This window comes from Pseudomonas sp. R45(2017), assembly GCF_002112305.1.
Lineage (GTDB): Bacteria > Pseudomonadota > Gammaproteobacteria > Pseudomonadales > Pseudomonadaceae > Aquipseudomonas > Aquipseudomonas paraglycinae.
Genome location: NZ_NEHH01000007.1, coordinates 63,376 through 77,328, shown reverse-complemented (window position 1 = coordinate 77,328; position 13,953 = coordinate 63,376). Strand labels below are relative to the sequence as shown.

10 protein-coding genes are annotated in these 13,953 nt (G+C 59.0%); 8 read left to right on the top strand and 2 right to left on the bottom strand.

What is annotated here, in order from left to right:
• Positions 1 to 11: 11 nt before the first annotated feature.
• Entirely contained in the window at positions 12 to 1,607 is a 1,596-nt protein-coding gene (locus CAF74_RS17130) for a beta (1-6) glucans synthase (RefSeq protein WP_085747082.1), read from the bottom strand.
• A gap of 287 nt (positions 1,608 to 1,894) precedes the next feature.
• On the opposite strand from CAF74_RS17130, the gene CAF74_RS17120 reads away from it, so the two are divergent.
• The 3 genes from CAF74_RS17120 to CAF74_RS17110 all read left to right on the top strand — a co-directional run bounded on the left by CAF74_RS17120 (position 1,895) and on the right by CAF74_RS17110 (position 4,943).
• Positions 1,895 to 2,746, top strand: a complete 852-nt coding sequence (locus tag CAF74_RS17120) for a glycine betaine ABC transporter substrate-binding protein (protein WP_085747081.1) — start codon at positions 1,895 to 1,897, stop codon at positions 2,744 to 2,746.
• A 230-nt stretch (positions 2,747 to 2,976) separates the two neighbouring features.
• Positions 2,977 to 3,288 (top strand): DUF485 domain-containing protein, encoded by a 312-nt coding sequence (locus CAF74_RS17115; RefSeq protein ID WP_007959307.1) that lies wholly within the window; start codon positions 2,977 to 2,979, stop codon positions 3,286 to 3,288.
• Positions 3,285 to 4,943: a cation acetate symporter gene (locus CAF74_RS17110; RefSeq protein ID WP_064594474.1), complete on the top strand. Its 1,659-nt coding sequence runs from the start codon at positions 3,285 to 3,287 to the stop codon at positions 4,941 to 4,943. Before CAF74_RS17115 ends, CAF74_RS17110 begins: the two co-directional genes overlap by 4 nt.
• 1,033 nt (positions 4,944 to 5,976) lie before the next feature.
• On the opposite strand, the gene gltA is transcribed toward CAF74_RS17110, so the two are convergent.
• Positions 5,977 to 7,266 (bottom strand): citrate synthase, encoded by a 1,290-nt coding sequence (gltA, locus tag CAF74_RS17105; protein WP_007959044.1) that lies wholly within the window; start codon positions 7,264 to 7,266, stop codon positions 5,977 to 5,979.
• A gap of 364 nt (positions 7,267 to 7,630) precedes the next feature.
• On the opposite strand from gltA, the gene sdhC reads away from it, so the two are divergent.
• The 5 genes from sdhC (at position 7,631) to CAF74_RS17080 (ending at position 13,944) form a co-directional block, all read left to right on the top strand.
• A complete protein-coding gene (gene sdhC / locus CAF74_RS17100) occupies positions 7,631 to 8,005 on the top strand; it encodes a succinate dehydrogenase, cytochrome b556 subunit (RefSeq protein WP_011333113.1) in 375 nt (124 codons plus the stop codon).
• Positions 7,999 to 8,367: a succinate dehydrogenase, hydrophobic membrane anchor protein gene (sdhD, locus tag CAF74_RS17095; RefSeq protein ID WP_007977503.1), complete on the top strand. Its 369-nt coding sequence runs from the start codon at positions 7,999 to 8,001 to the stop codon at positions 8,365 to 8,367. Before sdhC ends, sdhD begins: the two co-directional genes overlap by 7 nt.
• Positions 8,368 to 8,370: 3 nt before the next feature.
• Positions 8,371 to 10,143, top strand: coding sequence for a succinate dehydrogenase flavoprotein subunit (gene sdhA, locus CAF74_RS17090; protein ID WP_085747080.1), 1,773 nt, complete (start codon positions 8,371 to 8,373; stop codon positions 10,141 to 10,143).
• A gap of 11 nt (positions 10,144 to 10,154) precedes the next feature.
• Entirely contained in the window at positions 10,155 to 10,859 is a 705-nt protein-coding gene (locus CAF74_RS17085; RefSeq protein WP_007959035.1) for a succinate dehydrogenase iron-sulfur subunit, read from the top strand.
• Between the two features lie 253 nt (positions 10,860 to 11,112).
• Positions 11,113 to 13,944, top strand: a complete 2,832-nt coding sequence (locus CAF74_RS17080) for a 2-oxoglutarate dehydrogenase E1 component (protein WP_011333115.1) — start codon at positions 11,113 to 11,115, stop codon at positions 13,942 to 13,944.
• Positions 13,945 to 13,953 lie beyond the last annotated feature (9 nt).

The window sequence follows — 13,953 nt, the reverse complement described above, 5'->3', positions numbered from 1 at the left end:
GATGCTGAAGGTCAGCCCTTGCGAGCCCGCAGGCAGCGCCAAAGTGCAGCCACCATCAACACGCTGACCAGCGCCCAGCCCCACGCCTGCTGATTCTGCAGTCCTTCACGGAACAACTGCGGCGCAATGCCGGGGCCGATTATGAATGTCAGCAGGGCGATCTCCCGACGGGCCACGGGCACCGGGCGGCACAGGTAAACCAGCGCCGGCAGAATGAACGCCACGCTCGGAAAGCTGCGATAGCGCGGATCGAACACCAGCTCCAGCATCATCACGGCAGCGGCGAAACCGGCTGCCGCCACCAGCCAGCCGGCCCGTCGCTCGAAAGCGTTGAACGCCTGTTCACGCCAGCCACTGCGGGCGCTCAAGGTCAGCGCGGCATGGGCCAGCACCAACAGATTCAGAGCCGTCAGCAACCCGACCCACAGCCATTCGCTGGCAAATCGCGTGGTCACCCGGGCCAGATCACCCCAGGCACCAATCGAGCAGGCGGCGAGGGCGCCGAGCAGCGGCAGGATCAGCGCCGAACGCGTCGTACGAACCCGACCACCCAGCAGCAGTGTTCCGAGGAAAATCAGTCCACCGACCGCCAGCCACTGCGACCAGTAGGGTACGTTCGACACTGGACCGGCCAACACGCCCTTGTCCTGGCGATTCGCATCGAACAGCCCCCAGTAACCGCCGACCGCGCCTTCGCTGCCGCGCTTCCACGGCTGGTCGAACGCTTCGATCAGGTTGTAACGCCAGCCTTCCTGTTCGGCGAGGGTGACAAAACCACGAATGAACTTGGCCTCGTTGACCCGGCTCGGCAGCGCGGTCTCACGCTGGCGGCCTTCGCTCGGCCAGCCGGTTTCGCCAATCATCACGTCTTTTGGGGCGAACTTGTTGCCGAACACCTGACGCACTTCGGCCACATGATGCAGGGCCGCGTCGATGTTCGATGGATCGTCTTCCCAGTACGGCAGCAAGTGAATGGTCAGGAAATCCACCGCCGGCGCGACTTCCGGGTGCTTGAGCCAGAATTCCCAGACATCGGCGTAGGTCACCGGCTGCTTGATGTGGCTCTTGACCTTGTTGATCAGCTTCACCAACTGGGTCGCGGTGACCTCTTTGCGCAGCAAGGCCTCGTTGCCGACGATTACGGCGCTGACCACGTCCGGGTTGGCGTTGGCCGAGGCAATCAGCAGATCGACTTCCTTCTCGGTGTCCACCGGATTGCTGTTGACCCACGCGCCGATCATCAACTTCAAACCGTGCTTGCGCGCCAGATCCGGCAGCGCTTCGAGGCCCGTCATTGAGTAGGTGCGGATGCATTCGAAACGGGTGGCGAGCAGGGCGAGGTCGGCGTCCATGCGCTCCGGGCGCAGCTTGAACGGCACGTCGAACGGCGACTGGTCCTTGTCGAACGGGGTGTAGGAGGCGCATTGCAGCTTGTGGCTCGGGGTGGCGACGTCCGGCAGGATCACCGGTTTGCCGAGGCCGTACCAGAAACCGCACAGGGCAAACAGCCCGAGCAGGCAGGCGAACACATAAGGAAGAAAGGGGAAGCGGGAAGTCGCGGACATGGTCAGGCCGAGTGGCTGCAAAGCGACGCATGTTACCTGCATTTATAAGCAGGTTGGTGGCCCGCACGATTTTGACATGCAAAGTTCGGGCGGATTGTCTGGCGCCAAATATCCTGACGCAGTTAATGGCTTTCTGATGTCGTTTCTCGTTGCTTCGAGGTCGCTGGCAGAGCAGGTCTTAACGGGCGTCAGGTTGATGATCGGACTCATCAGTACTCCGCTGATGATCTAACGAGTTTGCGGTCAGGCGTGATGGGGGCGCTGTGCACCATAACAATACGTTGACGATGCCCGGCATTCGTCGGGCGCAGCATTTCGGGGAAGTAACGATGAAGATGCGACGACTTTTAGGCGCAGGTGCCGCTTTGGTGCTTGCGATGAGCTCCACTTTCGCCAGCGCTGAAAAACAGACCCTGAACATCGGTTACGTTGACGGCTGGTCCGACAGCGTCGCGACCACCCACGTGGCGGCCGAAGTGATCAAGCAGAAACTCGGCTACGACGTGAAACTGCAAGCCGTCGCTACCGGCATCATGTGGCAGGGCGTTGCCACCGGCAAACTCGACGCCATGCTCTCGGCCTGGCTGCCGGTGACCCACGGCGAATACTGGACCAAGAACAAGGATCAGGTCGTCGATTACGGTCCGAACTTCAAGGACGCGAAAATCGGTCTGATCGTGCCGGAGTACGTCAAGGCCAAGACCATCGAAGACCTGAAAACCGACGACTCCTTCAAAAAGCGCATCGTTGGCATCGACGCCGGTTCAGGCGTGATGCTCAAGACCGATCAGGCGATCAAGGATTACGACCTGACCGGCTATCAACTCAAGGCCAGTTCCGGCGCCGGCATGATTGCCGAGCTGACCCGTGCCGAGAAGAAAAACGAATCCATCGCCGTCACCGGCTGGGTGCCGCACTGGATGTTCGCCAAGTGGAAACTGCGCTTCCTCGACGACCCGAAAGGCGTGTACGGCGCGGCTGAAACCGTGAACAGCATCGGCAGCAAGGAACTGGCGACCAAGGCGCCGGAAGTGGCCAAGTTCCTGAAGAACTTCCAGTGGGCTTCGAAAGACGAAATCGGCGAAGTCATGCTGGCGATTCAGGACGGTGCAAAACCTGACGCAGCGGCCAAGGATTGGATTGCCAAACACCCGGAACGTGTTGCCGACTGGACCAAGTGATTTAAGCCGAAGCGTCTAATCTGCGCTTCCCGGGGCCGCCCGACATGACAGTCGGGCGGCCTTTTTTGTTTGCCCACTATTAATAAGCAGCGTTGGCCGTTTTCGGCTTGTCTGGAAATTGGCAAAAACGTCATGGCGTTCTACTACTAAGGTCGTCTGGAACCCGGCTCGCAGCCGCATACAGTGGATATGTTCCAAAAATAAAAATCTGTGCTGCGAGGATAAAAACAATGAACGACAGCATTTACCTCTCGATTCAGAACAGCCCGCGCTTCAAGGAGCTGGTCAAGAAAAGAGAAAGGTTCGCCTGGATACTCTCGGCGATCATGCTCGGGCTCTACTCCGGCTTCATCCTTCTGATCGCGTACGGGCCGCAAGTGCTCGGCACGAAAATCAGTCCTGAATCGTCCATCACCTGGGGCATCCCGATCGGTGTCGGACTGATTATCTCGGCCTTTATCCTGACCGGCATTTACGTGCGCCGCGCCAATGGCGAGTTCGACGACCTGAACAACGCGATTCTCAAGGAGGCTCAGCAATGATCCGGCGTCTACTGGCTCTTTTGAGCATCGCAGCGTTCGCTCCAGCCGTCTGGGCCGCTGACGCCCTGACCGGCGAAGTCCACAAACAACCACTCAACGTTTCCGCGATCGTCATGTTCGTCGCGTTCGTTGGCGCAACCCTGTGCATCACTTACTGGGCGTCCAAACGCAACAACTCGGCGGCCGACTACTATGCGGCGGGCGGCAAGATCACCGGTTTCCAGAACGGTCTGGCGATTGCCGGTGACTACATGTCGGCGGCGTCCTTCCTGGGTATTTCCGCGCTGGTGTTCACCTCCGGCTACGACGGCCTGATCTACTCGATCGGCTTCCTGGTGGGCTGGCCGATCATTCTGTTCCTGATCGCCGAGCGTCTGCGTAACCTGGGCAAATACACCTTTGCCGACGTGGCGTCCTACCGCCTCGGGCAAACCCAGATTCGCACCCTGTCTGCCTGCGGTTCGCTGGTGGTGGTGGCGTTCTACCTGATCGCGCAAATGGTCGGTGCCGGCAAGCTGATCCAGCTGCTGTTCGGTCTCGACTACCACGTTGCGGTGATTCTGGTCGGTATCCTGATGTGCATGTACGTGCTGTTCGGCGGCATGCTGGCGACCACCTGGGTGCAGATCATCAAGGCGGTGCTGTTGCTGTCCGGTGCCTCGTTCATGGCGCTGATGGTGATGAAGCACGTCAACTTCGACTTCAACACCCTGTTCTCCGAAGCCATCAAGGTTCACGCCAAGGGCGAAGCGATCATGAGCCCGGGCGGTCTGGTCAAAGATCCGATCTCGGCGTTCTCCCTGGGTCTGGCGCTGATGTTCGGTACCGCCGGCCTGCCGCACATCCTGATGCGCTTCTTCACCGTTAGCGACGCGAAAGAAGCCCGTAAGAGCGTGCTGTACGCGACCGGTTTCATTGGCTACTTCTACATCCTGACCTTCATCATCGGCTTCGGCGCGATCCTGCTGGTCAGCACCAACCCGGCCTTCAAAGATGCGGCGGGCGCTCTGCTCGGCGGCAACAACATGGCAGCGGTGCACCTGGCCAACGCCGTGGGCGGCAGCGTGTTCCTCGGCTTCATCTCGGCGGTGGCGTTCGCGACCATTCTGGCAGTAGTGGCCGGTCTGACTCTGGCCGGTGCTTCGGCGGTGTCTCACGACCTGTACGCCAGCGTGATCAAGAAGGGCAAGGCCAACGAGAAGGATGAGATCCGCGTTTCGAAGATCACCACCATCGCACTGGGCGTTCTGGCCATCGGCCTGGGCATCCTGTTCGAAAGCCAGAACATTGCGTTCATGGTGGGTCTGGCGTTCTCCATCGCGGCGAGCTGCAACTTCCCGGTGCTGCTGCTTTCGATGTACTGGAAGAAGCTGACCACCCGTGGCGCCATGATTGGCGGCTGGTTGGGTCTGGTGAGTGCGGTGGGTCTGATGATCCTTGGCCCGACCATCTGGGTGCAGATTCTGCATCATGAGAAGGCGATCTTCCCTTACGAGTATCCGGCGTTGTTCTCGATGATCATTGCGTTTATCGGGATCTGGTTCTTCTCCGTTACCGACAAGTCGGCGGCGGCTGAGAACGAGCGTGCGGCGTTCTTCCCGCAGTTTGTGCGTTCGCAGACTGGGTTGGGGGCTAGTGGGGCGGTTTCGCACTGAGGCTTTGTAAGTTGAGTTGAATGGAAAATGCCCTGGTCGAGAGATTGGGGCGTTTTTTTGTGGGCGGTTATCGGGCTTTCTTTGGGGTGGTTTTGGTTTGTGTGTATATCCGTTGCTGCGGTAACGGCTTCTTAGGGTTCCGCCCTTACGGCGGGTCACTTTTGGCAAACGCCCCAAAAGTAACCAAAAGGTCTTTAACCCTGACGTACGGCCCCTCGCTAAGGCTCGGGGTTCCTTCGCTCCGGGATCGATCCGGGGGCATCGCCTACGGTTTGCTTCGCTGCACCTCCTCTCGATGCATGCGGCTGCGCCGCACGGTCGCTGCGCTCCCACCCCCGGATCAATCCCTCCACTCAGCCTGCCGACGGGCCCTGCGATCAAAAGCGGTACTCGAGCTAACGCTCATCGTGTTGAGTGGTGAGGGGCGGGTGTTCGGCTTTGGTTTTGTGGTGGGTTTACCCCTCACCCCAGCCCTCTCCCCGAGGAGAGGGGGCCGATTTTTGTGCTTTTCAAAACTTGAGTTCGACTCGGTATTGCACGTCGGCGTAGCTCTGCCATACACCTCGATCAGTTCCCTCTCCCTACGGGCGGTCCGACGTTTCGGGAGGGATAGGGTGAGGGGGGGGCTCTTGATCTGGCTTTTGCTCTGGCTTTTGATTTTTTGCCCCTTCGGCAGGCCGAGCGGAGGTGTCCATCAGGGGGGAGGCGCGCAGCGCCGTGCGGCGAAGCCGCATACATCGAGAGGAGGTGCAGCGAAGCAAACCGTAGGCGATGCCCCCTGATGGACACCGTAGCGAGGGAACACTGAGCCTAAGCGAAGTGCCGTACGCCGGGGCTCAGCCTTTTTGGTTACTTTTTCGGCGTTTGGAAAAAGTGACCCGCCGTAAGGGCGGAACCCTAAGAAGCCGTTACCGCAGCAACGGATATACACCCAATCCAAAGATCGCAAAAAAACCGCAAAAACAAAAAACGGCCCCCATTCTCATGGAGGCCGTTCCCGGTACAACGCTAAGAGGCTATCGCAAGACAGCTCTTATTTGCGGTCTTCCAGCTTGGTGATATCCCGCGACTCGTAGCCAGTGTAAAGCTGACGCGGACGGCCAATCTTGTACGGGCTGGAGAGCATTTCCTTCCAGTGCGAAATCCAGCCGACAGTACGTGCCAGGGCGAAGATCACAGTGAACATGCTGGTCGGAATGCCGATCGCCTTGAGGATGATCCCCGAGTAGAAGTCGACGTTCGGGTACAGCGAGCGCTCGATGAAGTACGGATCGGTCAGAGCGATCTCTTCCAGACGCATGGCCAGTTCGAGTTGCGGATCGTTCTGGATGCCCAGTTCCTTCAACACTTCGTCGCAGGTCTGCTTCATTACAGTCGCGCGAGGGTCGCGGTTCTTGTAGACGCGGTGACCGAAGCCCATCAGCTTGAACGGATCGTTCTTGTCCTTGGCCTTGGCGATGAACTTGTCGATGTTCGAAACATCGCCGATTTCATCGAGCATGGTCAGCACGGCTTCGTTCGCACCGCCGTGGGCAGGGCCCCACAGTGCGGCGATGCCGGCGGCGATACAGGCGAACGGGTTGGCACCCGAAGAGCCCGCCAGACGCACGGTGGAGGTCGAAGCGTTCTGCTCGTGGTCGGCGTGGAGGATGAAGATCCGGTCCATGGCCTTGGCGAGTACCGGGCTGATCGGTTTGATCTCGCACGGGGTGTTGAACATCATGTGCAGGAAGTTTTCCGCGTACGACAGATCGTTGCGCGGGTACATCATGGGTTGGCCCATGGAGTACTTGTAAACCATCGCGGCCAGGGTCGGCATCTTGGCAACCAGGCGGATCGCGGAGATTTCGCGATGCTGCGGGTTATTGATGTCGAGGGAGTCGTGGTAGAAGGCCGAGAGGGCGCCGACTACACCACACATGACGGCCATCGGGTGGGCGTCACGGCGGAAGCCGTTGAAAAAGGTTTTCAGCTGCTCGTGAACCATGGTGTGGTTCTTCACGGTGCCGACGAACTGGGCCTTTTGCTCTGCAGTCGGCAGTTCGCCGTTCAGCAGCAGGTAGCAGGTTTCCAGGTAGTCCGACTTTTCAGCCAGCTGTTCGATCGGGTAGCCGCGGTGCAGCAGGATGCCGTTGTCGCCGTCGATATAGGTGATCTTCGATTCGCAGGAAGCGGTCGACATGAAACCGGGGTCGAAAGTGAAGCGGCCCGTGGCCGTCAGGCCCCGAACATCGATAACATCGGGACCAACGGTGCCGGTTAAAATGGGCAGCTCGACGGGGGCTGCGCCCTCGATGATCAACTGCGCTTTTTTGTCAGCCATGTGGCCTCCTATTTATGCTTGAAATCATCAGACAGACCCCCCACGCAGGGCCCGCACCACTATAGTGAGATAAATTCGAATGTCAATTTGCCTAAAGTCTTGCTCCAGAAGGCTTTAACCGTACTTTTTCCTCGAAATTGCCTGCCATTTACGCCTTTTATACGACTTGTGCAATCCGCTATTGGGGGTAGGCGATTGCGTTGTCATTAGTAGCCTAACTGTCTATACTCGGCGACCGACCGCCAAGGGCTTTTGGGCTTGCTTTCATTGGGGGTCGCATCCCTGGGTGGTGGTTACCTGACCAGTGCACTCCCCAACAACTTTGCCCTGATTGTTAGGGGCTCTTCAGTGTGAAAAAAAAGCCGTGAAAAGCCAACGACCTGTAAACCTAGACCTAAGGACCATCAAACTCCCCATCACCGGCGTTACGTCGTTTCTTCACCGTGTTTCCGGCATCATCCTCTTCCTGGGCCTTGGCATCATGCTCTATGCATTGGGCAAATCCCTGGGTTCCGAGGAAGGTTATGTCGAGGTGAAGGCATGCTTGACCAGCCCGCTGGCCAAGTTCGTAGCATGGGGCCTCCTGTCCGCTCTTCTGTATCACCTGGTTGCCGGTGTGCGCCACTTGATCATGGACATGGGCATCGGTGAGACGCTGGAAGGCGGCCGCCTGGGCTCGAAACTGATCATCGCCGTTTCCGTGGTGCTGATCGTTCTGGCAGGAGTTTGGATATGGTAACCAGCGTTACAAACCTTTCGCGTTCGGGCCTCTATGACTGGATGGCACAGCGTGTGTCTGCGGTCGTTCTCGCGGCTTATTTCATATTCCTGATCGGCTACCTCGCCGCGAACCCGGGCATTGGCTACGACCAATGGCACGGCCTGTTCGCCCACAACGGAATGCGTATCTTCAGTCTGCTGGCACTGGTTGCCCTGGGCGCTCACGCCTGGGTCGGCATGTGGACCATCGCGACCGACTACCTGACGCCAATGGCGCTGGGCAAGTCCGCGACTGCAGTACGTTTCCTTTTCCAGGCAGTATGCGGCGTCGCGATGTTCGCTTACTTCGTCTGGGGTGTGCAGATTCTCTGGGGTATCTGATTCATGGCTAACATTCCAACGATTTCTTTCGACGCCATCATTATTGGTGGCGGCGGTGCCGGCATGCGCGCAGCGCTGCAACTGGCACAGGGCGGTCACAAGACTGCGGTGATCACCAAGGTTTTCCCGACCCGTTCGCACACTGTGTCCGCGCAGGGCGGCATCACATGCGCCATCGCGTCGGCCGACCCGAACGATGACTGGCGCTGGCACATGTACGATACCGTCAAGGGTTCCGACTACATCGGTGACCAGGACGCTATCGAATACATGTGTCAGGAAGGCCCGGCTGCCGTTTTCGAGCTGGACCACATGGGTCTGCCGTTCTCGCGTACCGAGCAAGGCCGTATCTACCAGCGTCCGTTCGGCGGTCAGTCGAAGGATTACGGTAAAGGCGGGCAGGCTGCCCGTACCTGCGCCGCTTCCGACCGTACCGGTCACGCGCTGCTGCACACCCTTTATCAGGGCAACCTGAAAGCCGGTACCACGTTCCTGAACGAGTACTACGCTGTCGACCTGGTGAAAAACCAGGAAGGCGAATTCGTCGGTGTGATCGCGATCTGCATCGAAACCGGTGAAACCACCTACATCCGCGCCAAAGCCACCGTACTGGCTACTGGCGGTGCAGGTCGTATCTATGCATCCACCACCAACGCCCTGATCAACACCGGTGACGGCGTCGGCATGGCTCTGCGTGCTGGCGTGCCGGTACAAGACATCGAAATGTGGCAGTTCCACCCGACCGGCATCGCCGGCGCCGGTGTGCTGGTTACCGAAGGTTGCCGTGGTGAAGGTGGTTACCTGATCAACAAGCACGGTGAGCGTTTCATGGAGCGTTATGCTCCGAACGCCAAAGACCTTGCCGGTCGTGACGTTGTTGCCCGTTCGATGGTTAAGGAAATCATCGCCGGCAACGGTTGCGGTCCGAATGGCGACCACGTGATGCTCAAACTCGACCACCTGGGCGAGGAAGTGCTGCACAGCCGTCTGCCAGGCATCTGCGAACTGTCGAAGACTTTCGCCCACGTTGACCCGGTTGTTGCGCCGGTTCCGGTTGTTCCGACTTGCCACTACATGATGGGCGGCGTTGCCACCAACATTCACGGCCAGGCGATCACCCAGGACGCCGAAGGCGTGGATCAGATCATTCCTGGTCTGTTCGCGGTAGGTGAAGTGGCTTGCGTATCGGTTCACGGTGCCAACCGTCTGGGCGGCAACTCGCTGCTCGACCTGGTGGTATTCGGCCGCGCTGCCGGTCTGCACCTGGAGAAGGCGCTGACCGACGGCATCGAATACGACGACGCTACCGAAGCCGACATCGACGCTGCCCTGGCGCGTCTGAACGCCCTGAACAACCGTACCGACGGCGAAGATGTCGCTACCCTGCGTCGCGAGCTGCAAAGCTGCATGCAGAACTACTTCGGTGTATTCCGTACCGGCGAATACATGCAGAAGGGTATTGCCCAGCTGGCCGATCTGCGCAAGCGCATCGCCAATGTGAAGATCAACGACAAGTCGCAGGCGTTCAACACTGCACGTATCGAAGCGCTGGAACTGCAAAACCTGCTGGAAGTGGCTGAAGCTACTGCCATCGCTGCCGAAGTACGTAAAGAGTCCCGCGGCGCTCACGCCCGTGAAGACTTCGAAGACCGTGACGACGAAAACTGGCTGTGCCACACCCTGTACTTCCCGGGTGAGAAACGCGTCGCCAAGCGTGCCGTGAACTTCTCGCCGAAGACTGTTCCGACTTTCGAACCTAAAGTCCGGACTTATTAAGGGTGACCGCCATGTTGCAAGTCAGTGTTTATCGTTACAACCCTGATCAGGACGCTGCGCCGTTCATGCAGGAATTCCAGGTCGATACCGGTGGTAAAGACCTGATGGTGCTGGACGTGCTCGCCCTGATCAAAGAGCAGGACGAAGGTTTCTCCTATCGTCGCTCCTGCCGTGAAGGCGTCTGTGGCTCCGACGGCATGAACATCAACGGCAAGAACGGCCTGGCGTGCATAACGCCGCTGTCCGCTGTCGTCAAAGGTAACAAGCTGATCGTTCGTCCGCTGCCAGGTTTGCCGGTTATCCGTGACCTGGTTGTCGATATGAGCATCTTCTACAAGCAATACGAGAAGGTTAAGCCATTCCTGCAGAACGACACGCCGGCTCCGGCCATCGAGCGTCTGCAGTCCCCTGAAGAGCGTGAAAAGCTCGACGGTCTGTACGAGTGCATCCTGTGCGCCTGCTGCTCGACCTCTTGCCCGTCCTTCTGGTGGAACCCGGACAAGTTCCTGGGTCCAGCTGCACTGCTGCAAGCGTACCGCTTCCTGGCAGACAGCCGTGATACCAAGACGTCCGAGCGTCTGGCGTCCCTCGATGACCCGTTCAGCGTCTTCCGCTGCCGGGGCATCATGAACTGCGTCAACGTATGTCCGAAAGGCCTGAACCCGACTAAGGCCATCGGTCACATCCGTAACATGCTGCTTTCGAGCGGCGTGTGATTCAGCTGCTGTAACCGCTGTACCCGCAGAGGGCTTAGGCGCGGGCTTCAACCCGCGCCATGGCTATAACCAGAGCAGCAGCCATAAGCTGCGGCTCTTATTTTGAAGAAATGAGACAAGCAGGGGCATCCGGGCTGGTACCCGGACTATCAGTGTGATCCTAAGTGGCTTGTTTTGGTCGCTGCATTCGGACTTCTGCAAGCTTGCTCGGTGTCGGCACCGATGGTGTTCCCCTAACCGAGGGTGACCAAGCATGCAAGAAAGCGTGATGCAGCGCATGTGGAACAGCGCCTACCTTTCAGGTGGAAACGCTGCCTATGTGGAAGAGCTCTACGAGCTCTACCTGCACGACCCTAACGCTGTGCCAGAAGAGTGGCGCACCTACTTTCAGAAGCTGCCTGCCGACGGCAGCTCTGCCACCGATGTTTCGCACTCCACAATTCGCGATCATTTCGTGCTGCTGGCAAAGAACCAGCGCCGCGCCCAACCGGTTTCCGCCGGCAGCGTGAGCAGTGAGCACGAGAAGAAGCAAGTTGAAGTGCTGCGATTGATCCAGGCCTACCGTATGCGTGGCCACCAGGCAGCCCAGCTTGACCCGCTGGGGCTGTGGCAGCGTCCTGCACCTGCAGACCTGTCGATCAATCACTACGGCTTGACCAATGCCGATCTTGATACGACCTTCCGTGCCGGCGACCTGTTCATCGGCAAAGAGGAAGCGAGCCTACGCGAAATTCACGAAGCGTTGCAGCAGACATATTGCCGCACCATCGGCGCTGAATTTACGCACATCACCGATTCCGAGCAGCGCCAGTGGTTCCAGCAGCGTCTGGAAAGCGTGCGTGGCCGTCCGGAATATTCCGCGGACATCAAGAGCCACCTGCTCGAGCGCGTGACGGCCGGTGAAGGCCTGGAAAAATACCTGGGCACCAAATACCCGGGCACCAAGCGTTTCGGTCTGGAAGGCGGCGAAAGCCTGATTCCGATGCTCGACGAACTGATCCAGCGTTCCGGTTCCTACGGCACCAAGGAAGTCGTCATCGGCATGGCCCACCGTGGCCGTCTGAACGTACTGGTCAACACCTTCGGCAAGAACCCGCGCGAGCTGTTCGACGAGTTCGAAGGCAAGAAGAAGGTCGAGCTGGGTTCCGGTGACGTTAAATACCACCAGGGCTTCTCGTCCAACGTAATGACCACCGGCGGTGAAGTTCACCTGGCCATGGCGTTCAACCCGTCCCACCTGGAAATCGTTTCCCCGGTGGTCGAGGGTTCGGTTCGCGCCCGTCAGGATCGTCGCAACGACCCTACCGGTGAGAAGGTTCTGCCGATCTCCATCCACGGTGACGCGGCATTCGCCGGTCAAGGCGTGGTGATGGAAACCTTCCAGATGTCGCAGACCCGCGGTTTCAAGACCGGCGGTACCGTGCACATCGTGATCAACAACCAGGTTGGTTTCACCATCAGCAACCCGCTGGACTCGCGTTCCACCGAGTACGCGACCGACGTTGCGAAAATGATCCAGGCGCCGATCCTCCATGTGAATGGTGATGATCCGGAAGCCGTATTGTTCGTGACCCAGCTGGCCATCGACTACCGCATGCAGTTCAAGCGTGACGTGGTGATCGACCTGGTCTGCTACCGCCGTCGCGGCCACAACGAGGCCGACGAGCCGAGCGGCACCCAGCCTCTGATGTATCAGCAGATCACCAAGCAGCGCACCACCCGTGAGCTGTACGCTGATCGTCTGACCCAGGCCGGTGTGCTGGACGCAGAGCGTGTTCAGGCGAAAGTCGACGAATACCGCAACGCGCTGGACAACGGTCTGCACGTAGTGAAATCGCTGGTCAAAGAGCCGAACAAAGAGCTGTTCGTGGACTGGCGTCCGTATCTGGGCCACGCCTGGACTGCGCGTCACGACACTCGTTTCGACCTCAAGACCCTGCAGGAACTGTCCGCCAAGCTGCTGGAAATTCCGGAAGGCTTCGTGGTTCAGCGCCAGGTCGCGAAGATCTACGAAGACCGTCAGAAGATGCAAGCCGGCGGCCTGCCGATCAACTGGGGTTACGCCGAAACCATGGCGTACGCGACCCTGGCGTTTGAAGGTCACCCGATCCGCATGACCGGTCAGGACATCGGTCGCGGTACGTTCTCGCACCGTCACGCTGTGCTGCACAACCAGAAAGATGCCGGTACCTACATTCCGCTCAAGCATCTGTATGAAGGTCAGCCACGCTTCGACCTGTACGACTCGTTCCTGTCGGAAGAAGCCGTACTGGCGTTCGAATACGGTTACTCGACCACCACGCCGAACGCGCTGGTGATCTGGGAAGCCCAGTTCGGCGACTTCGCCAACGGTGCACAGGTCGTTATCGACCAGTTCATCACAAGCGGCGAGCACAAGTGGGGCCGTCTCTGCGGTCTGACCATGCTGCTGCCACACGGCTACGAAGGTCAGGGCCCTGAGCACAGCTCGGCACGTCTTGAGCGTTACCTGCAGCTGTGCGCCGAGCACAACATTCAGGTGTGCATGCCGACCACTCCGGCCCAGATCTACCACTTGCTGCGCCGTCAGGTGATTCGCCCGCTGCGCAAGCCATTGGTCGTTCTGACTCCAAAGTCGCTGCTGCGCCACAAACTGGCCATCTCGACCCTGGAAGATCTGGCCGAAGGTTCGTTCCAGACCGTTATCCCGGAAATCGATGCCCTGGACCCGAAAAAGGTCGAGCGCGTTGTTCTGTGCAGCGGCAAGGTTTACTACGACCTGCTGGAAAAACGTCGTGCCGAAGGCCGCGAAGATATCGCCATCGTGCGTATCGAGCAGCTGTACCCGTTCCCTGAGGACGACTTGAAAGAAGTCCTGGCTCCTTACACCAACGCCAAAGCGGCCGTGTGGTGTCAGGAAGAGCCGATGAACCAGGGCGCCTGGTACTGCAGCCAGCACCACCTGCGTCGCAGCATCAGCAACCTCAACAAATCTCTCGTACTCGAGTACGCGGGCCGTGAGGCTTCTGCTGCCCCAGCATGTGGTTACGCATCGATGCACGCCGAGCAGCAGGAACAACTGCTGCAAGACGCGTTTACCGTTTAACGCCTTCGC

Excerpts from the sequence above, each read along its gene's own strand:
- CAF74_RS17130 (WP_085747082.1), bottom strand. The coding sequence starts at position 1,607 with ATGCAGGTAACATGCGTCGCTTTGCAGCCACTCGGCCTGACCATGTCC.
- CAF74_RS17120 (WP_085747081.1), top strand. The coding sequence starts at position 1,895 with ATGAAGATGCGACGACTTTTAGGCGCAGGTGCCGCTTTGGTGCTTGCG.
- CAF74_RS17115 (WP_007959307.1), top strand. The coding sequence starts at position 2,977 with ATGAACGACAGCATTTACCTCTCGATTCAGAACAGCCCGCGCTTCAAG.
- CAF74_RS17110 (WP_064594474.1), top strand. The coding sequence starts at position 3,285 with ATGATCCGGCGTCTACTGGCTCTTTTGAGCATCGCAGCGTTCGCTCCA.
- gltA (WP_007959044.1), bottom strand. The coding sequence starts at position 7,266 with ATGGCTGACAAAAAAGCGCAGTTGATCATCGAGGGCGCAGCCCCCGTC.
- sdhD (WP_007977503.1), top strand. The coding sequence starts at position 7,999 with ATGGTAACCAGCGTTACAAACCTTTCGCGTTCGGGCCTCTATGACTGG.
- sdhA (WP_085747080.1), top strand. The coding sequence starts at position 8,371 with ATGGCTAACATTCCAACGATTTCTTTCGACGCCATCATTATTGGTGGC.
- CAF74_RS17085 (WP_007959035.1), top strand. The coding sequence starts at position 10,155 with ATGTTGCAAGTCAGTGTTTATCGTTACAACCCTGATCAGGACGCTGCG.
- CAF74_RS17080 (WP_011333115.1), top strand. The coding sequence starts at position 11,113 with ATGCAAGAAAGCGTGATGCAGCGCATGTGGAACAGCGCCTACCTTTCA.